The organism is Streptomyces sp. NPDC104202 (assembly GCF_055584185.1).
In genome coordinates this window covers 97,496-116,285 of record NZ_JBVJMN010000010.1, presented here as the reverse complement: position 1 = coordinate 116,285, position 18,790 = coordinate 97,496, and the positions used below count along the sequence as shown (strand labels likewise).

At 73.3% G+C, this 18,790-nt stretch carries 19 protein-coding genes; 9 read left to right on the top strand and 10 right to left on the bottom strand.

Annotated features, from left to right (window positions below):
* Positions 1-76 precede the first annotated feature (76 nt).
* Complete coding sequence (locus tag ACZ60W_RS09950; RefSeq protein ID WP_469754842.1) at positions 77-1,132, top strand: lactonase family protein; 1,056 nt, start codon at positions 77-79, stop codon at positions 1,130-1,132.
* A 107-nt stretch (positions 1,133-1,239) separates the two neighbouring features.
* Here ACZ60W_RS09950 and ACZ60W_RS09945 read toward each other — a convergent pair whose 3' ends face one another.
* Both ACZ60W_RS09945 and ACZ60W_RS09940 read right to left on the bottom strand, forming a co-directional pair.
* On the bottom strand, positions 1,240-2,160 hold the full coding sequence (locus ACZ60W_RS09945; RefSeq protein WP_469754841.1) for a sirohydrochlorin chelatase: 921 nt from the start codon (positions 2,158-2,160) through the stop codon (positions 1,240-1,242).
* A 171-nt stretch (positions 2,161-2,331) separates the two neighbouring features.
* Positions 2,332-3,321 (bottom strand): N-acetylglucosamine kinase, encoded by a 990-nt coding sequence (locus ACZ60W_RS09940; protein WP_469754840.1) that lies wholly within the window; start codon positions 3,319-3,321, stop codon positions 2,332-2,334.
* 173 nt (positions 3,322-3,494) lie between these two features.
* Between ACZ60W_RS09940 and ACZ60W_RS09935 the strand changes: the two genes are divergently transcribed.
* The gene (locus tag ACZ60W_RS09935; protein ID WP_469754839.1) at positions 3,495-4,172 is read left to right on the top strand and encodes a uracil-DNA glycosylase; all 678 of its coding nucleotides are present in this window, start codon (positions 3,495-3,497) and stop codon (positions 4,170-4,172) included.
* A gap of 208 nt (positions 4,173-4,380) precedes the next feature.
* Here ACZ60W_RS09935 and ACZ60W_RS09930 read toward each other — a convergent pair whose 3' ends face one another.
* Together ACZ60W_RS09930 and ACZ60W_RS09925 are read right to left on the bottom strand one after the other, a co-directional pair.
* Positions 4,381-5,463 (bottom strand): WD40/YVTN/BNR-like repeat-containing protein, encoded by a 1,083-nt coding sequence (locus tag ACZ60W_RS09930; RefSeq protein WP_469754838.1) that lies wholly within the window; start codon positions 5,461-5,463, stop codon positions 4,381-4,383.
* Positions 5,464-5,619: 156 nt separating this feature from the next.
* A complete protein-coding gene (locus tag ACZ60W_RS09925; protein WP_469754837.1) occupies positions 5,620-6,702 on the bottom strand; it encodes an NADH:flavin oxidoreductase/NADH oxidase in 1,083 nt (360 codons plus the stop codon).
* Positions 6,703-6,823: 121 nt separating this feature from the next.
* Here ACZ60W_RS09925 and ACZ60W_RS09920 point away from each other — a divergent pair, with 121 nt between their 5' ends.
* Positions 6,824-7,195: an ArsR/SmtB family transcription factor gene (locus ACZ60W_RS09920; RefSeq protein ID WP_469754836.1), complete on the top strand. Its 372-nt coding sequence runs from the start codon at positions 6,824-6,826 to the stop codon at positions 7,193-7,195.
* Positions 7,196-7,321: 126 nt separating this feature from the next.
* Here the strand turns inward: ACZ60W_RS09920 and ACZ60W_RS09915 are convergent, their stop codons facing one another.
* Positions 7,322-7,972, bottom strand: coding sequence for a DUF305 domain-containing protein (locus ACZ60W_RS09915; RefSeq protein ID WP_469754887.1), 651 nt, complete (start codon positions 7,970-7,972; stop codon positions 7,322-7,324).
* A gap of 281 nt (positions 7,973-8,253) precedes the next feature.
* Here ACZ60W_RS09915 and ACZ60W_RS09910 point away from each other — a divergent pair, with 281 nt between their 5' ends.
* Positions 8,254-9,684: an LVIVD repeat-containing protein gene (locus ACZ60W_RS09910; RefSeq protein WP_469754886.1), complete on the top strand. Its 1,431-nt coding sequence runs from the start codon at positions 8,254-8,256 to the stop codon at positions 9,682-9,684.
* Here ACZ60W_RS09910 and ACZ60W_RS09905 read toward each other — a convergent pair.
* The 4 genes from ACZ60W_RS09905 to ACZ60W_RS09890 all read right to left on the bottom strand — a co-directional run bounded on the left by ACZ60W_RS09905 (position 9,663) and on the right by ACZ60W_RS09890 (position 13,092).
* On the bottom strand, positions 9,663-10,334 hold the full coding sequence (locus tag ACZ60W_RS09905) for a TetR/AcrR family transcriptional regulator (protein WP_469754835.1): 672 nt from the start codon (positions 10,332-10,334) through the stop codon (positions 9,663-9,665). The genes ACZ60W_RS09910 and ACZ60W_RS09905 overlap by 22 nt on opposite strands.
* Before the next feature lie 129 nt (positions 10,335-10,463).
* A complete protein-coding gene (locus ACZ60W_RS09900; RefSeq protein ID WP_469754834.1) occupies positions 10,464-11,204 on the bottom strand; it encodes a phosphatase PAP2 family protein in 741 nt (246 codons plus the stop codon).
* 225 nt (positions 11,205-11,429) lie between these two features.
* Positions 11,430-12,365, bottom strand: a complete 936-nt coding sequence (locus tag ACZ60W_RS09895; protein WP_469754833.1) for a M56 family metallopeptidase — start codon at positions 12,363-12,365, stop codon at positions 11,430-11,432.
* A 163-nt stretch (positions 12,366-12,528) separates the two neighbouring features.
* Positions 12,529-13,092, bottom strand: a complete 564-nt coding sequence (locus ACZ60W_RS09890; protein WP_469754832.1) for a DUF5134 domain-containing protein — start codon at positions 13,090-13,092, stop codon at positions 12,529-12,531.
* 187 nt (positions 13,093-13,279) lie between these two features.
* Here ACZ60W_RS09890 and ACZ60W_RS09885 point away from each other — a divergent pair, with 187 nt between their 5' ends.
* From ACZ60W_RS09885 to ACZ60W_RS09865, 5 genes are all read left to right on the top strand, one after another.
* Positions 13,280-13,831 (top strand): GNAT family N-acetyltransferase, encoded by a 552-nt coding sequence (locus ACZ60W_RS09885; protein WP_469754831.1) that lies wholly within the window; start codon positions 13,280-13,282, stop codon positions 13,829-13,831.
* A 156-nt stretch (positions 13,832-13,987) separates the two neighbouring features.
* The gene (locus tag ACZ60W_RS09880) at positions 13,988-15,388 is read left to right on the top strand and encodes a DUF6421 family protein (RefSeq protein WP_469754830.1); all 1,401 of its coding nucleotides are present in this window, start codon (positions 13,988-13,990) and stop codon (positions 15,386-15,388) included.
* 35 nt (positions 15,389-15,423) lie between these two features.
* Positions 15,424-16,185 (top strand): SDR family NAD(P)-dependent oxidoreductase, encoded by a 762-nt coding sequence (locus ACZ60W_RS09875; RefSeq protein WP_469754829.1) that lies wholly within the window; start codon positions 15,424-15,426, stop codon positions 16,183-16,185.
* The gene (locus ACZ60W_RS09870; RefSeq protein WP_469754885.1) at positions 16,182-17,261 is read left to right on the top strand and encodes a threonine aldolase family protein; all 1,080 of its coding nucleotides are present in this window, start codon (positions 16,182-16,184) and stop codon (positions 17,259-17,261) included. Before ACZ60W_RS09875 ends, ACZ60W_RS09870 begins: the two co-directional genes overlap by 4 nt.
* A gap of 77 nt (positions 17,262-17,338) precedes the next feature.
* Positions 17,339-17,935 carry a transglutaminase-like domain-containing protein gene (locus tag ACZ60W_RS09865; protein WP_469754828.1) on the top strand — a complete coding sequence of 199 codons (597 nt, stop codon included), beginning with the start codon at positions 17,339-17,341 and terminating at the stop codon, positions 17,933-17,935.
* 39 nt (positions 17,936-17,974) lie between these two features.
* Here ACZ60W_RS09865 and ACZ60W_RS09860 read toward each other — a convergent pair whose 3' ends face one another.
* Positions 17,975-18,697, bottom strand: coding sequence for a lysophospholipid acyltransferase family protein (locus ACZ60W_RS09860; RefSeq protein WP_469754827.1), 723 nt, complete (start codon positions 18,695-18,697; stop codon positions 17,975-17,977).
* Positions 18,698-18,790 lie beyond the last annotated feature (93 nt).

Genomic DNA, 18,790 nt, shown 5'->3' with positions numbered 1-18,790 from the left:
CGCCTGCTACCGTCGCCCCGACGGACGACGACGAGGGCCGGTCGACCGCGACCGGCCCCAGTGCAGGGGAGGCGCCATGGGCGGCAGCGGCACGGAGGCGGCACGGGGCGGGGTACGGGCGTACATCGGATCGTTCACGTCCGGCGGCGGGCGCGGGGTGCTCGCCGCCCGGGTGGACGAGGAGACCGGCGCACTGGCGGTGACCGGTGGGAGCGATGCCGTTCCCGACCCCTCGTTCCTCGCCCTGGCCGGGACCGTGCTGCACGCCGTCTCCGAGACGGAGGCCGGGGCGGTCGCCGCCTTCGACGTCGCCGGCCCCGTGCCCGTGCCGCTCGGCGCGCCCGTCCCCGTCGACGGGGCGGCCCCCACGCACCTGGCGCTCGCCGCCGGTCACCTCCTGACCGCCAACTACACCTCCGGCAGCGTCACCGCCCTGCCGCTGGCCGAGGACGGCACCGCCCGCCCCGCCACGGCGGTCCTGACGCACGAGGGCAGCGGCCCCGTCGCCGCCCGCCAGCGCGGCCCGCACGCCCACCAGGTCCTGCCCGACCCCAGCGGCCGCTGGGTCGTCAGCGTCGACCTGGGCACCGACTCCGTCCGGATCTGCGCCCTCGACCCCGGAAGCGGCGCGCTCACCCTCCACTCCGAGACCCGGCTGCGCCCCGGCACCGGCCCGCGCCACCTCGCGTTCCACCCGGCGGGCACCCACGCGTACGTGCTGAACGAGCTGGAGCCCACCCTCACGGTCTGCCGCTGGGACGCCGCGGAGGGCGTGCTCGCACCCCTCGGCGAGACGGCCGTCGTCCCCGAGGGGACGACCGGGCCGAGCTACCCCTCCGAGGTCGTCGTCGCCCCCGACGGGCGCTTCCTGTGGGTCGCCGTGCGCGGCGACGACACCCTCGCCGTGCTCGCCCTCGACGCGGACGGCGCCTCCGCCGCGCTGACCGCCACCGTGCCCTGCGGCGGCACCTGGCCGCGCGACCTCGCCCTCGCCCCGTCCGGGCGGCACCTGTACGCGGCGAACGAGCGCTCCGGCGACGTCACCTGGTTCACCCTCGACCCCGAGAGCGGCGTCCCCGCCCGCGCGGGTTCGATCGAGGCGCCCGCGGCCTCCTGCGTCGTCTTCGGCTGACCCGGCCGGCTCCGCCGCCGACGGCGTCCGGGCACGCGGAAGGGCCCGCACCGGACATCCGGTGCGGGCCCTTTCCCGCGGGGCGCGACGGGCGCGCCGGCGGCCTGCTAGAGCGACGGGCCCTGCGCCTGCTGCGTCGGGATGCCGAGCGCGGCCGTGTACTGCGAGAGCACCAGCTTGCCGATGGCCGGGTAGGCGCCCAGCGGTTCGGCGGCGGCGCACCCGGCCTCCTTCGACGCCACGTCGAGCAGGCCGTCGGCCAGCTCCGGGCCGATCAGGTACGGCGCGAGGGCCAGCTGCTCCGCGCCGGCGGCGCGCAGCTGGTCGGCGATGGAGGAGATCGAACCCTCCTGGTCGAGCGCGGCGGCCATCACCGGCACGGCGAGGCGCGCGGCGAGCAGCATGCCGGTGATCCCGGCGGCCTGCACGGCCTCCTCGCCACCGACGGTGGCCAGGATGATGCCGTCGGCGGCCGTGGCGACCGTGAACAGCCGGGCGCGGTCGGCGCGCGCCAGACCCGCCTCGGAGAGGCGCACGTGGAGCGCCTCGGCGAGCAGCGGGTGGGGGCCGAGGACGTCGGTCAGCTCGGCGGTGTTGCCGCCGTCCATGACGGCCTGGCGCACCTGGCGCATGTGGGCGCTGTCCGGGCCCGCGAGGAGCGGGACCACGACCGCGGCGGGACCCGTCGGGGCGGCGACCTCGCGGCCGGCGGCCACGGCCAGCTCGTACCGCTGCGCGCGCAGGGCGTCGACCGAGGTCAGGACGGAGGCCAGCGAGGGGTATTCGGCGTCGTCGCCGTCCAGGAAGCCGATCACGGCCTCCAGGCCGGGAAGCTCGGAACGGGCGATGCTCACGACCTCTTCGGCCAGCGAGCGTATGGCGGCGGACGGGACGCCGGGAACGGCGAGAACCAGTGCGGGAGCGCCCTCGGGCGCCGCCGCGGGTTCGGGGCGACGGTGCCGCCCGGACTGGCGGGGTCGAGGCATTCGTACAGGCAGGCCGGAAGCAGGCCCAGTGGGGGAGCTCATGGCGCCGCATGCTACTGGTTTCGTCCACGGCGCCGTCGGCTGAGGTGCCGTCGCGTGCCTTCTGCCCCCGTATGTCCGTTCCCGTTGTCCGTTCCCGGCCGCTCCGGCCCCCGAGACCGGCCCTCACCTGGGCGGATGTCCTGGCGAGGCGCGCCGTGCCGCCGACCTTCTCTACGCCGGAGCGCCGCCGAAGAGGCGCAGCAGCGCCGGATCCTCCGGCAGCCGCAGCGTGCCGCCCGCGAGCCCCCGGGCGAGGGCGACGGCCCCGGCGAGCGGGTCCCCCGCGGCGGTCACCGCGGTGGCGTGCGGGACCAGCTCCGCGAGCGCGGTCCGCAGGGGGACGAGCAGGGGGTCGCCGAGCCGGAAGAGACCGCCGGTCAGCGCCACCCGGGCCCCCGGTCCGGCCGGGCACACGGCCTGGGCGGCCTCGGCGACGTGCCGTGCGGCCCGGACCAGGATGCCGGCGGCCACCGGGTCACCGGCCGCGCACCGCCCCACCTCGGGCGCGAACGAGGCGAGCACCGCGGGCCGGTCCGTGCGCGGGTAGAGCGCGCCCGGCAGCCCCGCCGCGGGGCCGAACTGCTTCTCCGCCCGGTCCAGCAGCGCCGCGGAGCCGCCCCGCCGCCCGTCGTGGGCCCGCATCGCCGCCTCCAGACCGGCCCGGCCGATCCAGGCGCCGCTGCCGCAGTCGCCCAGCAGATGCCCCCAGCCGTCGGCCCGCCGCCAGGACGTCAGATCCGTGCCGAGCGCGATCATTCCGGTCCCGCCCGCGACGACCGCTCCGGGGTGCTGCTTGAGCGCCCCGGCGTACGCGGTGACGGCGTCCGCGGCCAGCGCGACCCGCCGCGCCCCCCACGCCCCGGCGAAGGCTGCCGGCAGTTCGGCGCGCAGCTCCCCGCCCAGCGTCGCCATGCCCGCGGCGCCCACGGCGACGGCGAGCACCGGGCGCGCCGCCCCGTGCTGTGCCACGAGCTCCCGCACCGCCGGCAGGACCTGCTCCAGGAAGTGCGCGGCGGAGATCCCGCCGGGCTCGGTGCGCACGGGCTCGCGCGAGGCGACGGTGCCGAGCACCGCGCCGCCCGCCGCGTCGGCCAGGGCGATCCGCAGCCCCGAACCGCCGGAGTCGACACCGACCACCAGGCCCTCGGCATGTCCGTCCACGGAATCAAGGGAGTCCACGGAGTCCTCAGGGTCCTCGGGGTCCACGGTGCACCGTCCTCGCTGCCGAAGGGTCGGGAGGGCACGGAGTCTAGGGGGTGTGCTGTCGATCAGGGCGGGCCCCGCGCGCAGCGCTCCGGGCCCGTTGTCACTGTAGGCCGGTAGAGTGACGGACCGTGACAGCGCGACCCTTGAACGAACTGGTGGAGCCCGGCTGGGCGGAGGCCCTGCGCCCCGTCGCGGGCCGTGTGGCGGAGATGGGCGACTTCCTGAGGGAGGAGATCGCCGCGGGGCGCACGTACCTGCCGTCCGGGCAGAACGTGCTGCGGGCCTTCCAGCAGCCCTTCGACGAGGTGCGGGTCCTGATCGTGGGTCAGGACCCCTATCCGACACCGGGGATGGCGATGGGGCTGAGCTTCTCGGTGGCTCCCGAGGTCCGTTCGCTCCCCGGCAGCCTGGAGAACATCTTCCGGGAGCTCCACACCGACCTCGACCTGCCGCGGCCGTCGAACGGCGACCTGACCCCCTGGACCCGCCAGGGCGTCCTCCTCCTCAACAGGGCGCTCACCACGGCTCCGCGCAAGCCCGCCGCCCACCGCGGCAAGGGCTGGGAGGAGGTCACCGAGCAGGCCATCCGCGCCCTCGCCGCCCGCGGCAAGCCGCTCGTCTCCATCCTCTGGGGCAGCGACGCCCGCCGGGCCCGCCCGCTCCTGGGCGACCTGCCCGCCGTCGAGTCGGTCCACCCGTCCCCGATGTCCGCCGACCGCGGCTTCTTCGGCTCCCGCCCCTTCAGCCGTGCCAACCAACTCCTCCTGGAACAGGGCGCCGAGCCCGTCGACTGGCGCCTGCCCTGACGCGACGACGGAGTGGTTCCGCGCGTGGACGGGCGACGACGCCCTCGACGGCGACGCCCTCCGCATGCCCCGGACCGCCGGGCGACGGCCGCGGAGACCGTCGCGGCGGCCGCACGGGAGTTCCCCGGATGCGGGACCGCCCTCGCGGAGTCGTGCCGCTGAACCGGCCGGGCCGAGCGCGGTGCTCGTCGCGCGACGGCGGTGGTCCTCAGATCACCGCGGCCCGCACGCACAGCACGTCCGGGAGGTGTTCGGCGAGGCGGGTCCAGCTGTCGCCGTCGTCGTCGCTCGCGTAGACCTCGCCGTTGCGGTTGCCGAAGTAGACGCCCGCCGGGTCCGCGTCGTCCGTGCAGAGGGCGTCGCGCAGGACCGTGCCGTAATGGTCGCCGTCGGGGAGGCCGCGGGTGAGGGGCTCCCAGGTGGCTCCCGCGTCGGTGGTGCGGTAGACGCGGCAGCGGTGGTCGGCGGGGACCCGGTCGGAGTCGGCGGTGATCGGGAAGACGTAGGCGGTGTCGGGGCGGTGGGGGTGCGCGGCGACGGCGAAGCCGAAGTCGGAGGGGAGGCCGGAGCCGATGTCGGACCAGTTGCCGCCCGCGTCGTCGCTGCGGAAGACGCCCCAGTGGTTCTGGAGGTAGAGCCGGTCGCGGTCGCCCGCGTCCTGGGCGATCTTGTGGACGCACTGTCCGAACTCGGGGTTCGGGTCGGGCAGGAAGACGGCGGACACGCCGTGGTTGGAGGGCTCCCAGGCGGCCCCGCCGTCGCGGGAGCGGAACACGCCGGCGGTGGAGACGGCGACCGTCAGCGCGTCCGGGTCCCGGGGGTCGGTCACGACGGTGTGGACGGCCTCGCCACCGCCGCCGGGCACCCACCGGGAGCGGGTGGGGTGCTCCCACAGCGGCCGGACGAGCTCGAAGGACTCGCCGCGGTCCGCCGACCGGAAGAGCGCGGCGGGCTCGGTCCCCGCGTAGACCACGTCGGGGGAGTGGTCGGGGGCCGGATGCAGCTGCCAGACGCGCTCCAGGGAGGCGCCGGTGTCCTCGGGGAACTTCACGGCGGGCCGGGCCGGCTCCGTCCAGGTCCTGCCGAGGTCGTCGGAGTGGAAGACGGAGGGCCCCCAGTGGGAGCTGTCGCCGCCGACGAGCAGCCGCGGGGCGGGCCCCCGGGTGTCGATGGCGACCGAGTAGACCGCCTGGGCGGGGAAGCCCGGATCGTCGAACTCCCATCGTCCGTCGTGCCTGCGGCCGATGAAGAGCCCCTTGCGGGTGCCTACGGTGAGGAGTACGTCGGGCATGTCTGCCACCTCCAGGACGCCGTTGTCGCGGATACGGGCCAGTCTGCACCCGCCCACTGACAACGGCCCCCGGACACACCCGCCCCCGGTCACGGAGGGTGCGCACACCGGCCGCGCGCAGGTCCCCGGCGGGGCCCGGCGGGCGGTCCCGCCGGGTCAGATGGCCCAGGCGTACGGGGCGGGCGCGTGGGTCTCGGCGCCCAGCTCGCGGGCGGCGCGGCGCGGCCAGGAGGCGTCGCGCAGCAGCTCGCGGCCGAGCAGCACCGCGTCGGCCTCGCCGTCGGCGAGGATCCTCTCCGCCTGCCCGCTCTCGGTGATGAGGCCGACGGCGGCCACCGGAAGCCCGGTCTCCGCCTTGACGCGGGCGGCGAAGGGCACCTGGTAGCCGGGGCCGACCGGGATCGCCGCCGGTCCCCCGTTGCCGCCGCTGGAGACGTCGAGCAGGTCCACGCCGTGCTCGCGGAGCAGCGCGGCGAAGCGGACGGTCTCGTCGACCGTCCAGCCCTGCTCCTCCAGCCAGTCGGTGGCGGAGACGCGGAAGAAGACGGGCAGCTTCTCGGGCCACACGGCGCGCACGGCGTCGACGACCTCCAGCGCGAGCCGGGTCCGGTTCTCGAAGGAGCCGCCGTACTCGTCCGTGCGGCGGTTGCTGTGCGGGGAGAGGAACTCGCCGATGAGGTAGCCGTGGGCGCCGTGCACCTCGACGACCTCGAAGCCGGCGTCGAGGGCCCGGCGGGCGGCGTCGGCGAACCGGGCGGTGATCTCCCGGATCGCGTCCACCGTCAGCTCGGTCGGCACCGGGTAGCCCTCGGCGAAGGGCACCGGGCTCGGGCCGACGGGCTGCCAGCCGTCACCGCCCTGCGCGACGGGGCCGCGGCCCTCCCACGGGCGGTCGGTGGACGCCTTGCGGCCGGCGTGGCCGATCTGGATGCCGGGGACGGTGCCGTGCTCCTTGAGGAATCCCGCGATGCGCCGCAGGCCCTCGGTCTGGGCGTCGTTCCAGAGCCCCAGGTCCGCCGGGCTGATCCGGCCCTCGGGCGCGACGGCGGTCGCCTCGACGAGGACGAGTCCCGCGCCCCCGGTGGCGCGGGCGGCGTAGTGGGCGAAGTGCCAGTCGCCGGCGACGCCTGCGTTCGGCCCGGTCGTCTCCGCGGAGTACTGGCACATGGGCGCCATCCAGACCCGGTTGGGCACGGTCAGGGAACGCAGGGTGTAGGGCTCGAACAGGGCGACGCTCATGACGGACTCCGTTTCGGGGTGCCTCGACGACACTCGTACGATACGCATCGTAGTACGGCAACTGTCAAACTACGAGGGTTCTCGTACAATGGGCGCACCCGGATGAAGTGGAGCCGCCGCCATGACGACCACGACCAGCGCCCGCGCCCTCGAACACCCCGCCCGCGAGCAGATCCGCCTGGAGGCGGTGCTCCACGCGCTCGCTGACCCGGTGCGGCTGCGGATCGTGCGCGACATGGCGCGCGAGGGCGCCGAGTTGAGCTGCTCCTGCTTCGACCTCCCGGTCACCAAGTCGACGACGACGCACCACTTCCGGGTGCTGCGCGAGAGCGGCGTGATCCGGCAGACATACCGCGGTACGGCCAAGCTCAACGCGCTGCGCGGGGACGACCTCGACGCCCTCTTCCCCGGCCTCCTCGACGCCGTCCTGGCGTCCTCGGGAGCCCAGGCGGCGCGCGACGACGCGGGCGAGGGTGAGGAGGGGACGGCCTGACCTCCCCGGACCGTCCCGTGGTCCGGGAGGACCCGGCCCCGGGCGGCGGCCCGGCGGGCCGCCCGTCCTCCGGGTCCGCCGCTTGCCGTCCCCGCCCGTCCTCCCGTGACTCCCGCGGGGCCGTGACTACAGCGACCGCATCCGGCTGATCTCCGCGGTCTGCTGCGCGATCACGTCGTTCGCCATCTCCTCCACGAGGCTGTTGTTGCCCTCGCCCAGGGCTTCCGAGGCCATCGTCACGGCGCCCTGGTGGTGCGTGATCATGAGCTTCAGGAAGAGCGCGTCGAAGGCCCTGCCCTTCGCGCCCGCCAGTTCCTTCAGCTGGGCCTCGGAGGCCATGCCGGGCATCGAGTGATGGTCGTGGCCGCCCTGCTCGCGCGGACCGCCGTTGTTTTTCAGCCAACCTTCCATGGCGCCGATCTCCGGCTGCTGAGCCGCCGAGATCCGTTCCGCGACCTTCTTGACCTGCGGGGAACTCGCCCGCTGCGGGGCGAGGGCCGTCATGGTCAGGGCCTGGCGGTGGTGGACGATCATCATCTGTACATAACGGAAGTCGGCGCTGTTCGGGCTCTCGTCGGGAAGCAGCCGGGCGGCCTCCTCGGGGGAGATCCGCCGGGCCGGCTCGCCGGGCTTCCCCGGCGCCACCACCGTGTTCGCGGTCGACCCCGCGGCCTGCGGCGCGGCCCCGTCCGTCCCCGACTCGCAGGCGGCCAGGGCGAGTACGGCGGCGGCGGACACGAGCACGGCGACGGCAGCACGCTGACGGCGGATCAACAACGCGACCTCCAGGTGTTCTTGCGGGGACAAGGACCGTTCCTAGCACTTTTCTCGGACCGGTCGATCAAAAACCTTCATTACGTCTGTGTTGCCATCTGTTGAGATGTGCACGGCAAGGAAGATACTGCCGGGGTCCAACACCCGTTCAAGGCTGAACGGATACCAGGGAGGACGGAGTGACTTCGTTGCGTACCCCGCGTACGACGCACGACACGCGAGACCCGCGTGCACGGATCAGACGTCTGGGCGTGGCATCGGCCGCCGCCGGACTGCTGGCCGCCATGCTCGTGGCAGGCCCCGCGGCCGCCACGCCCGACCCCGGTGACGCGCCCGTCCAGGGCAAGGTCTCCGCCGAGCAGGCGGCCGAGGCGCGCTCCGCCATCCGGAGCGGCGAGATACCCGGCGTGGACGAGATCGTCCACAGCGCGAACATCGAGCACCTCGTGAACATCCCGAAGGACGCCCTCCAGGGCATCAACTCGGACCTCGCCTTCCAGGGCAAGTACGCCTTCGCCGGCAACTACGACGGCTTCCGGATCTTCGACATCAGCAACCCGAAGGCCCCGAAGACCGTTGCCCAGGTCCTCTGCCCGGGCTCCCAGAACGACGTCTCCGTCTCCGGGGACCTGCTCTTCCTCTCCACCGACTCCTCCCGGAGCGACAACTCCTGCGCCAGCACCACGCAGCCCGCCTCGGTCAAGGAATCCTGGGAGGGCATGAAGATCTTCGACATCAGCGACATCGCCAACCCGAAGTACGTCGCCGCCGTCGAGACCGCCTGCGGATCCCACACGAACACGATCCTGCCGAAGCGCAAGGACGTGTACATCTACGTCTCCTCGTACTCGCCCAGCGCCGCGTTCCCCGACTGCCAGCCCCCGCACGACGGCATCTCGGTCATCAAGGTGCCCCGCAAGGCGCCGGAGAAGGCCGCGGTCGTCAACTTCCCCGTCCTCTTCCCGGGCGAGGGCCCGGACGGCGGCGGCAACCCGGGCGCGCCCACCAACCCGGGTGTCTCCAAGACCACCGGCTGCCACGACATCACCGTGCTCCCCGAGCAGGACCTCGCGGCCGGCGCGTGCATGGGTGACGGCATCCTCTTCGACATCGAGGACCCCGAGCACCCGCGCGTGATCGACCGGGTCCAGGACAACGTGAACTTCGCGTTCTGGCACTCCGCGACCTTCAACCAGAAGGCGAACAAGGTCGTCTTCACCGACGAGCTCGGCGGCGGCGGCGCGGCCACCTGCAACGCCGTGGTCGGCCCCCATCGCGGTGCCGACGGCATCTACGACATCGTCGGCAAGGGCAAGCACCGCAAGCTCGTCTTCCGCAGCTACTTCAAGATCCCGCGCCACCAGGCCGACACCGAGAACTGCGTCGCCCACAACGGCTCGCTGATCCCGGTGAAGGGCAAGGACATCATGGTCCAGGCCTGGTACCAGGGCGGTGTCTCCGTCTGGGACTTCACCGACTCCTCCCGCCCGAAGGAGATCGCCTACTTCGAGCGCGGCCCGGTCTCCGCGACCACCCTCGCCACCGGCGGCTCGTGGTCGGCGTACTACTACAACGGCTACATCTACTCGAACGACATCGCCAAGGGCTTCGACGTCCTGAAGATCTCCGACCGCCGCACCGACCCCGCGAAGCGCATCCGGATGGACGAGCTCAACGTCCAGACCCAGCCGGACTACTTCGACTTCGACGACTGATCCGGACCGTGCGGGCCCGCTGAGGGCCCGGACGCCGGCGCGCCGCCGGGCGGACCTCCGTCCGGCGGCGCACCCATCTCCCAGTCCAGCCCGTACCGGTGGAACAGCTCCGCCCGCAGACGCGCCAGCGGCATCGGGGCGCCCGGCAGCAGCACCGCGACCACGGCGCCCATCAGCAGCGCGCGCAGCAGCGGATAGTCCGTGTCCACGTCCGGCGAGCCGTACCGCGTGACCGTGTCCCGCAGCAGGAACGCGAGGCGCTGCTGCTCCTGGCACTGCACGAACCCGTCGGCCTGCAGGATGCCCGCCATGTGGGTCCGCATCAGCGTCGGCCGCGTCGCCGCCAGGCCCAGGATCGCGTCGATCGCACGGGCCATCCGCTCGCGCCCGTCCTCCGTGCGCGGCTCGCGTTCGAGCCCCGCCTCCAGCGTGAGGTGCATCAGCCGGTGCACCGCCGCCTGCAGCAGCTCGCGCTTGCCCGGGAAGTAGTACGAGACGAGACCGCGCGCCGTGCCGGCCCGCTCCGCTATGTCGCCGAGCGTGGTCGCCTCGTAGCCGTTCGTGCCGACGAGGTCCACGGTGGCCTGCAGAATGCGCTCACGGGACCGTCGTCGGAGCTCTTCATTGACCGATGGGCTACGCGGGGACATGCTGGGCTCCTGCGTTGACTGGCTGCCAGCCAATATACTCGGCGCAGCCGGTCGGCCCGCCTGTGTGGTGGGTCGTCGGGCATGCCGTCTGTTCTGGGCGACACGGGGGATCGTCCAGAACAGGCGGCGTCATCGTTCTTTCTCCGCTCCGCGCCCGTCGGCCGGGCCGCCGGGCGGGTCCGCGCCGGGTGTCCGGCCGTCTCCGGGGAGCCCGCCGGACGAGCCGTCCCCCGCCGCGGTCCGCGCCGGCCGGCTTCCGCTCCACCGGTAGGTGAGGACGGCCACGGCCACGCAGCACCAGCCGAGGAGCCATCCCTCGACGACGTCCGACGGCCAGTGCACGCCCAGGTAGACCCGCGTCCACCCGACGCCGGCGACCGAGACGAGCGCGGCGCCCGCGATGACGCCCCAGCCGCGCCACTCGGGCCGCCAGTGGAGCGCCAGGACCCAGAGGACCAGTCCGCAGGTCACCGTCGCCGCCATCGCGTGCCCGGACGGGAAGGCCGCGTACCGGGCCGAGTCGACCGGGACGGTCCACTCCGGCCGCTCGCGGCCCACCAGGGCCTTCATGCCCTGCTGGAGGCCGGCGGCCACCAGGGTCGTGACCGCCACCCACAGCGCGAGGCGGAACGCGCGCCGGAAGCAGAGCAGGACGACGACGGCGGCGGCCAGGGCGCGCATGGTCCACGGGTCCCACACCCAGTCCGTGAGGACGCGGTTGAGGTGGGTGAAACCGGGATGGGCGAGGGCGCTCCGGTGCAGCGTGGTGGCGACCGACCGGTCGAACGCCAGCAGGGGCGGCCACCCCACGGCGACGAGGACGAGCAGGAGGACGGACAGGGCGCCGGAGACCACGGCGGAGGTGCGCATGGGCCGATCCTGCCCGACGGAGCGCCTCGGCGGACCGTCCGTGCGCGCCCCGCGCGCCGCGGATGGGCATCCCTTTCGTGTCTTGCCTGACCCGTGCCGCCCGGCACCGCCTCCCGCCGCGTCGTCGAGGCACCCGAGGACGCCCCGTACGCGGCAGCCTCTCCGCCTTGCGATCCACGGCACCGGACGCCACGGGCTCAACCGGCAGGATACGAACGAGACGGCCTAGCCGAGCGCGCTGAGCGCCGGCACGAAGGCGACGAGGACCGGCACCACCGGGACGAGGGAGGCGGCGGCCGTGAGGCGGAGACGGCGTCCGGCGGTGAGCCGGGGCGCGGCCGTCAGGAGCCGGTTCACGCGCTGCGGCAGATCGCCGTCCGGGCCGGGGCCCGGGCCGAACACCCCGCGGTCCTCGTTGAGTTCGACGAGGGCGAGCGCGATGGTCAGACGGCCGAAGCGGCGCGAGGCCACGTCGTCGGCGGCCAGTTCGACCAGCCGGTGCATCTCCTCGCGGAAGGCGGCGAAGACCGGGATGCCGGGAAACCCCTCGGCCAGTGCGGCCGAACAGTGCAGCAGCCAGTCGTGCCGGGCGCGCGCGTGGCCCTGTTCGTGGGCGAGCACCGCGTCGAGCTGTCGTCCCTTCAGCCGCCGCAGCGCCGCCGTGGTGATGACCAGCTGGGGCGTGGCGCCCGGCAGCCACCAGACGTCGGGCCGCTCGCCCTCCAGGACCACGAGCCGTTCGCCGCCCGGCTGCTCGCCGGGCAGCAGCGGGGAGCGGACGAGGAGGTCGCAGTGCCGCTGCCGCCGCCGCGCGCGGGCCCGCCCGATCTCCCGGCCCAGCATCGCCCCGGACCACGCGCCGCCGGCCGCCAGGGCGACGGCGAGGACGCCGGACCAGGGCCCGGTGGTGCCGAGTTCGTAGGCGTCGACCACCGCGCGCGGCGCGGGGGCGAAGAGCTGCCCCCGGACGGCCTGCCAGGCGGTGGAGGCACTGAGGGTCATGGAGAGGGCGAAGCTGAGCAGGACGGCCGCGACCACGCACTGCCACACCCACAGGGCGACCACGGGTTCTCGCTCCGCCCAGTCGGCCCGCGAGAGCAGCCGAGGGGCCGCCAGGGCGGTCAGGACGCCGAGCAGGAGCAGTGCGAGGGAGACCCACATGGCGTCAGCCTATGAGGGCGGTTCGGCCGGGGATACGGCCTCGCGGGGCAAGTGACGTACGCCACGGTTTCGTTGGACGCCGGACCCTGCCGCACCCGGCCCGCGACCGCCGCCCCCGAGCCCTCCGCCGGCCCTCCGGGCTCGGTCGCCGCGCCCTCCGGGCTCAGAGCGTGACCAGCATGGCCAGGGTCGCGAGCGCCATGGCGAGCCGGCAGGCGAGCGTGAACTCCGGCCGCGCCGCCCACGCCGGGCCCGGACCGCCGCCGGCCGCCACCGGGACGAGCCGGGTGCCCGCGCGCAGCACGTAGGCCGTGTAGTAGAGGAGCAGCGTGCCCGTCAGGACGGGTATGCCGCCCGCCGGTCCCGTCACGGCCGCGTGCGCCGCGTGCGCCCCCGGCGCGCCGGGGGCGGCCATCGCCACCGCCATGTAGAGCATGGCCAGCGACCCGATCAGATGGTGCAGGTGGTGGCCGCCCCGTCGCAGTGCCGGAAGGCCGTGCAGGGTCGCGCCGCCGAAGACCGCCGCGTAGAGCGCCCAGCCCCACTCCGGCGGCGAGAGGGCCGCGGCGGGCACGGCCATGGCGGCCATCCCGAAGCCCATGACCGCCTCGCCGCCCGCGACGCGTCGGTCCTCCCCGGCGGACGCCCGCATCCGGAGCAGGCAGGAGAGGCCGGTCGCCGCGCAGAGCGCGACCAGCAGCCACCCGGACAGGGCCGGTCCGTGCACGGAACACCTCCCCCTCGACGCCGTCCCGTCCAGGGAGGAATGCCCGCGGCCCGGGACCGGCACGCGGGCGCACGGGCGCGCACGGATGTACGAGGGGGAGTGCGAGGCGCGCGCGTTAGGCTCGGGACGATCGCGCACGGCGATCGTCAGCGCACAGGCCTCAGCGCCCGAGGGGAGCCCCGCCCACATGGAGACCGCCACGTCCCAGGAGACCGGCCGGATCAGCTATCGAGAGGCGGTCCTGGACGACGTTCCCGCGCTCGTCCCGCTCGTCGAGTCGGCCTACCGGGGCGACGCCAGCCGCGGCGGCTGGACGACGGAGGCGGACCTCCTCCAGGGGCAGCGGACCGACCCCGACGGGGTGGCCGCCGTCATCACCACCCCGGGCAGCCGTCTGCTGGTCGTGGAGCGCGACGGGGACGTCATCGCCTGCTGCCAGCTGGAGCACCGCGGCGAGGCAGCGTACTTCGGCATGTTCGCGGTCCGTCCCGAGCTCCAGGGCGGCGGTCTGGGCAAGCAGATCATCGCGGAGGCCGAGCGCCGGGTGCGCGAGCTGTGGGACGTCCGCGAGATGCACATGACGGTGATCTCCGTGCGCGAGGAGCTCATCGCCTGGTACGAGCGGCGCGGCTACCGGCGCACCGGCCGGATGACGCCGTTCCCGTACGGAGACGAGCGCTTCGGCGTGCCGCAGCGAGACGATCTGGAGTTCGAGCTGCTGATCAAGCCGCTGCACTGATCTCTGCGGCGGAAGCGTGGCCTCCTCCCTGCCTGACAGGAAAAACTTCCGTCGGCAGGGGGGTCAGGCAGGATAATTTCTCTTGCTCCCCTTGTGGTGGAGAACCGTCAGTGGTTAACGTGGGTTGACGCGAGGTTCTCCTGTGGAGGAAGAGGAATGACGGAAATTCTTGTGCAGGACGTGACTGGTGGGGGCATAGCCACCGACGCCCGGGTGATCGACCACCCGGCCTGGCCCGAGCTCAAGAATGCCGTGGAGGAGATCCGCGCCTGGCAGCGCCCCGACGGGTCCGTCGACCTCGACGCCGAGGGCGCGCCCGCGCGCTCCGTCGTGGGGCTGACCGTCGACCGCGTCGTCGCCGCGCTGGAGCAGCTCTCCCCGCTGGTCCCGCACGACGGCGCCTACCACCGCGCGCTCGTCTCCGACCTGCGCAAGTGGGCCGAGGGCGGCTTCGAGGTCCCGGACTTCCTGGACTCGCTGCTGGCCTTCCAGCCGGCCGCGGACCGCGTGGACGGGCTCCAGCACCTCGTGCTCTTCCCCATGTACACGCAGAACGGCAACCCGGACCGCAACTTCGAGGCCGTCGTGCTGCGCATGGTCTGGCCGGAGTGGCTCTCCGAGCTGGAGCGCACCCGCTACGACAACCCGCTCTTCTGTGGCATCACCTTCGAGGACTTCACCGCCGGGTACGACACCAACTCGGCCGTCCTCTTCCCCGAGACCATCGCCGTCCGCGAGGCCCCCGAGCGCTTCAGCTGGGGCGGCATCTTCTGCGACCGTGAGGCCGCCCGCTTCCGCAAGGTCACCGAGGCCGCCGTGGACACCCTGGGCATCAAGCTGCCCGAGGACATCGCCGCGATGGTCGACGACCAGACCCGCTGCGAGCAGGCCTTCGTGCTCTGGGACATGGTCCACGACCGCACCCACAGCCACGGCGACCTGCCCTTCGACCCCTTCATGATCAAGCAGCGCCAGCCGTTCTGGATGTACGGCCTGGAGGAGCTCCGCTGCGACCTCACCGCCTTCAAGGAGGCAGTGAAGCTGGAGTCCGAGGGCAACCCGCACGGCCGCGACGTGCAGTACGCCGTCCTCTTCGACCGGATGTTCCGCTTCCCGCTCTCCGGCGACCGCGTCCGCAACTACGACGGTCTCGGCGGCCAGCTCCTCTTCGCGTACCTCCACAAGCACGACGTGGTGCGCTGGACGGACAACACCCTCAAGATCGACTGGCAGCGCGCCCCGCAGGTCACCAACCAGCTCTGCGCCGAGATCGAGACCCTCTACCGCGAGGGCATCGACCGCCCCAAGCTCGTCCACTGGTTCAAGGCGTACGAGCTCGTCTCCACCTACCTCGCCCCGCACCCGGGATCGAAGTGGGCCAAGGGTCCCGACGCCCTGGACCTGTCCCTCCCGCCGCGCAAGCTCGTCGACGACGTGCTTCCGGACGAGTTTCCGCTCAGCATGTTCTTTGAGGCCCTCGCCAAGAAGCTGAAGGGCGTGATCGCCGACACCAAGGGGATCACCGCCGCCGACGTCTCTGAGCGGGCCGCCGCGTGAGCGAATCGACGGAGCACACGGAGGAGGCGTCGACCATGAACGCCAACGGAAACGGCGGGCCGCTCGACGGCGCCGTCATCGCGGTCGCCGGCGCGGCCGGCCCCGCGGGCCGCGCGACCCTGATCCGCCTCGCCGAGGCCGGCGCCACCGTCGTCGGCTCCGACGCGGACCCGGCGCGCCTCGCGGAGGCCGTCGACGCCGCCCGCTACGCCCACGGCGGGGCCAAGGTCATCGGGGACACCGTCGACCTCCTCGACCTCGCCGCCACGCGTGACTGGGCCGCGAAGACCGAGAAGGAGTTCGGCCGGATCGACGGAGTGGTGCACCTCGTCGGCGGCTGGCGCGGAGCCCCCTCCTTCACCGAGTCCGACCTCGCGGACTGGGACTTCCTGGAGAAGCTCCTGATCCGCACGGTCCAGCACACCTCGCTGGCCTTCCACGACGGACTGCTGCGCAGCGGCGGCCGCGGCCGCTACGCGCTGGTCAGCCAGGTCGGCGCGCACAAGCCGCTCGCCAACAACGCCGCGTACAACGCCGGCAAGGCGGCCGCCGAGGCGTGGACGCTCGCCATGGCCGACTCCTTCCGCAAGCTGGGGGGCGACGAGGGCCCGCAGGCGGCGGCTGCCATCCTGGTGATCAAGGCGCTGGTGCACGACGCCATGCGCGCCGAGCGCCCCAGCGCGAAGTTCGCGGGCTTCACCGACGTCAAGGACCTGGCCGACGAGATCGCCGGCCTGTGGGACAAGCCCGCCCAGGAAGTGAATGGACAGCGTCTGTGGCTGACCCCCAAGCCGTGACAGCGGCCCTCGGCCCCAGGACCGACGCACGTCGTCACCACGACCCGTCGGTCCGGGGCTTCGCCAGCGACAACTACGCCGGCGCCCACCCGGAGGTGCTCGCCGCACTCGCCCTCGCCAACGACGGCCACCAGGTCGCCTACGGCGAGGACGCGTACACCGACCACCTCCAGCGGATCATGCACAGCCACTTCGGCCCCACCGCCGAGGCGTTCCCGGTCTTCAACGGCACCGGCGCGAACGTGACCGCCCTCCAGGCGCTCACCGACCGCTGGGGTGCCGTGATCTGCGCCGAGTCCGCCCACATCAACGTGGACGAGGGCGGCGCGCCGGAGCGGATGGGCGGCCTCAAGCTGCTCACCGTGCCGACCCCGGACGGCAAGCTCACCCCCGAGCTGATCGACCGGCAGGCATGGGGCTGGGAGGACGAGCACCGGGCGATGCCGCAGGTCGTCTCGATCACCCAGAACACCGAGCTGGGCACGGTCTACACGGTCGAGGAGATCCGTGCGATCGTCGAGCACGCCCATGCCAAGGGCATGAAGGTGCACCTCGACGGGGCCCGGATCGCCAACGCGGCGGCCTCCCTGGACGTGCCGATGCGCGCCTTCACCAACGCCGTGGGCGTGGACGTGATCTCGTACGGCGGCACGAAGAACGGCATGCTCTTCGGCGAGGCCGTCGTGGTGCTCAACCCCGACGCGGTGAGCCACATGAAGCACCTGCGCAAGCTGTCCATGCAGCTCGCCTCGAAGATGCGCTTCGTGTCGGTGCAGCTCGAAGCGCTCCTCGCGAAGGACCTCTGGCTGCGCAACGCCCGCCACGCCAACGCGATGGCGCAGCGGCTCGCGGCCGGGGTGCGCGAGGTCGACGGGGTGGAGATCCTCTACCCGGTGCAGGCCAACGCGGTCTTCGCCCGGCTGCCGCACGACGTCACCCGGCGTCTGCAGGAACGCTTCCGCTTCTACTTCTGGGACGAGACCGCCGGCGACGTGCGCTGGATGTGCGCCTTCGACACCACGGAGGACGACGTCGACGCCTTCCTCCAGGCGTTGAAGGAAGAGCTCGCCCGGTAATCCGCAGTGATGCATGAATATACGGCCGGACGGAAAGTCATTGACTCCGTCCGGCCGTTTTCCTAGGGTCGTCCCGCATGGAACTCCTTCAGCAGGACCCTGACATCACCGCGTACCTTCGCGCGAGCGAGTCCGTCGACCATACCCACCCGCAGGTCCGGGCCGTGGCCGAAGCGCTCACCGCGGACCATCCCGACGTGCATGCCTATGCCGAGGCGGCCTACGCCTACGTCCGCGACACCGTCCCGCACTCGGCGGACTCCGGCGACCCCCGGGTCACTTGGCGCGCCTCCGACGTCCTGGAGCAGCGCACCGGCATCTGCTACGCCAAGTCCATCGCGTACGCCGCGCTCCTGCGGGCCCGGGGCATCCCGGCCGCCCTCTGCTACCAGCGGCTCGCCGACGACGACGGCTCGAACCCGGCCGTCCACGGCCTCGTCGCCGTCCTGCTGCCCGGCGGGCGCTGGGCACGCCAGGACGTACGGGGGAACAAGCCCGGCGTCGACGCCCGGTTCTCGCTCGCGGAGGAGCGGCTGGCCTGGACCGTACGCCCGGAGTTCGGGGAGGTGGACTACCCGGAGCTGTGGGCCGAGCCGCACCCGGCCGTCCTGGACGCCCTCAGGGCCGCCCCGGACCGCACCCACCTCTGGAGGACCCTCCCCGGCGAACTGTGACCCCGGCGCGGTGCGCCGGGGGTCACGGGAGCGGTGCGGTCAGCCCGCTTCCTTGACCTGGGCCGGCGTCGGGGCCGTACCGCCGAGGTGGGCGGGGATCCACCAGGTGTCGTCCGCGTCCTTCGGGCGGACCGGGTAGGCGCGCTGGGCGGCTTCCAGGAGCTCCTGGACCCGCTCGCGCAGCCGCCGGGTGATGGCGCCCGCGTACTGGTCGGCCGGAGCCTCGACGGGCTCGCCCACCCGGATCGTCACCGGGATGTGGCTGCGCTTGAAGTTCCGCGGGCGGCCCTTGGTCCACAGCCGCTGGGTGCCCCACAGCGCCATGGGGATCAGCGGCACCCCGGCCTCCTGCGCCAGGCGCGCCGCGCCCGTCTTGAAGCCCTTCAGCGTGAACGACGGGGAGATGGTCGCCTCGGGGAAGACGCCGACGATCTCGCCCGCCCGCAGCGACTCCAGGGCGTGGCGGTAGGCGTGCTCGCCCTGGGAGCGGTCGACGGGGATGTGCTTCATGCCGCGCATCAGCGGGCCGGAGACCTTGTGCCGGAAGACCGAGTCCTTCGCCATGAAGCGCACCAGACGCTTCTGGGGCAGGGCCGCGAGGCCGGTGAAGATGAAGTCCAGATAGCTGATGTGGTTGCTCACCAGCACGGCGCCGCCCGTCCGCGGGATGTGCTCCGAACCCTGGGTGTCGATCTTCAGGTCGAGCGCCTTGAACAGGGTGAGCGCGGCACCGACGACCGGTCGATAGACGAGTTCTGCCATCGGAGAGGAACCTCTTCTTCGTGTGCCCGGAGCGGGTTCTCCCGGCGAAGTTACGCGGCCGTAGGTTTTCGGCTTTGGGCAGATCGTGCCCCA

Bases quoted from the DNA above. Each gene is read 5' to 3' on its own strand.
- ACZ60W_RS09950 (WP_469754842.1), top strand. From the start codon at position 77: ATGGGCGGCAGCGGCACGGAGGCGGCACGGGGCGGGGTACGGGCGTAC.
- ACZ60W_RS09945 (WP_469754841.1), bottom strand. From the start codon at position 2,160: ATGAGCTCCCCCACTGGGCCTGCTTCCGGCCTGCCTGTACGAATGCCT.
- ACZ60W_RS09930 (WP_469754838.1), bottom strand. From the start codon at position 5,463: ATGCCCGACGTACTCCTCACCGTAGGCACCCGCAAGGGGCTCTTCATC.
- ACZ60W_RS09925 (WP_469754837.1), bottom strand. From the start codon at position 6,702: ATGAGCGTCGCCCTGTTCGAGCCCTACACCCTGCGTTCCCTGACCGTG.
- ACZ60W_RS09920 (WP_469754836.1), top strand. From the start codon at position 6,824: ATGACGACCACGACCAGCGCCCGCGCCCTCGAACACCCCGCCCGCGAG.
- ACZ60W_RS09910 (WP_469754886.1), top strand. From the start codon at position 8,254: ATGCTCGTGGCAGGCCCCGCGGCCGCCACGCCCGACCCCGGTGACGCG.
- ACZ60W_RS09905 (WP_469754835.1), bottom strand. From the start codon at position 10,334: ATGTCCCCGCGTAGCCCATCGGTCAATGAAGAGCTCCGACGACGGTCC.
- ACZ60W_RS09900 (WP_469754834.1), bottom strand. From the start codon at position 11,204: ATGCGCACCTCCGCCGTGGTCTCCGGCGCCCTGTCCGTCCTCCTGCTC.
- ACZ60W_RS09895 (WP_469754833.1), bottom strand. From the start codon at position 12,365: ATGTGGGTCTCCCTCGCACTGCTCCTGCTCGGCGTCCTGACCGCCCTG.
- ACZ60W_RS09885 (WP_469754831.1), top strand. From the start codon at position 13,280: ATGGAGACCGCCACGTCCCAGGAGACCGGCCGGATCAGCTATCGAGAG.
- ACZ60W_RS09880 (WP_469754830.1), top strand. From the start codon at position 13,988: ATGACGGAAATTCTTGTGCAGGACGTGACTGGTGGGGGCATAGCCACC.
- ACZ60W_RS09875 (WP_469754829.1), top strand. From the start codon at position 15,424: ATGAACGCCAACGGAAACGGCGGGCCGCTCGACGGCGCCGTCATCGCG.
- ACZ60W_RS09865 (WP_469754828.1), top strand. From the start codon at position 17,339: ATGGAACTCCTTCAGCAGGACCCTGACATCACCGCGTACCTTCGCGCG.
- ACZ60W_RS09860 (WP_469754827.1), bottom strand. From the start codon at position 18,697: ATGGCAGAACTCGTCTATCGACCGGTCGTCGGTGCCGCGCTCACCCTG.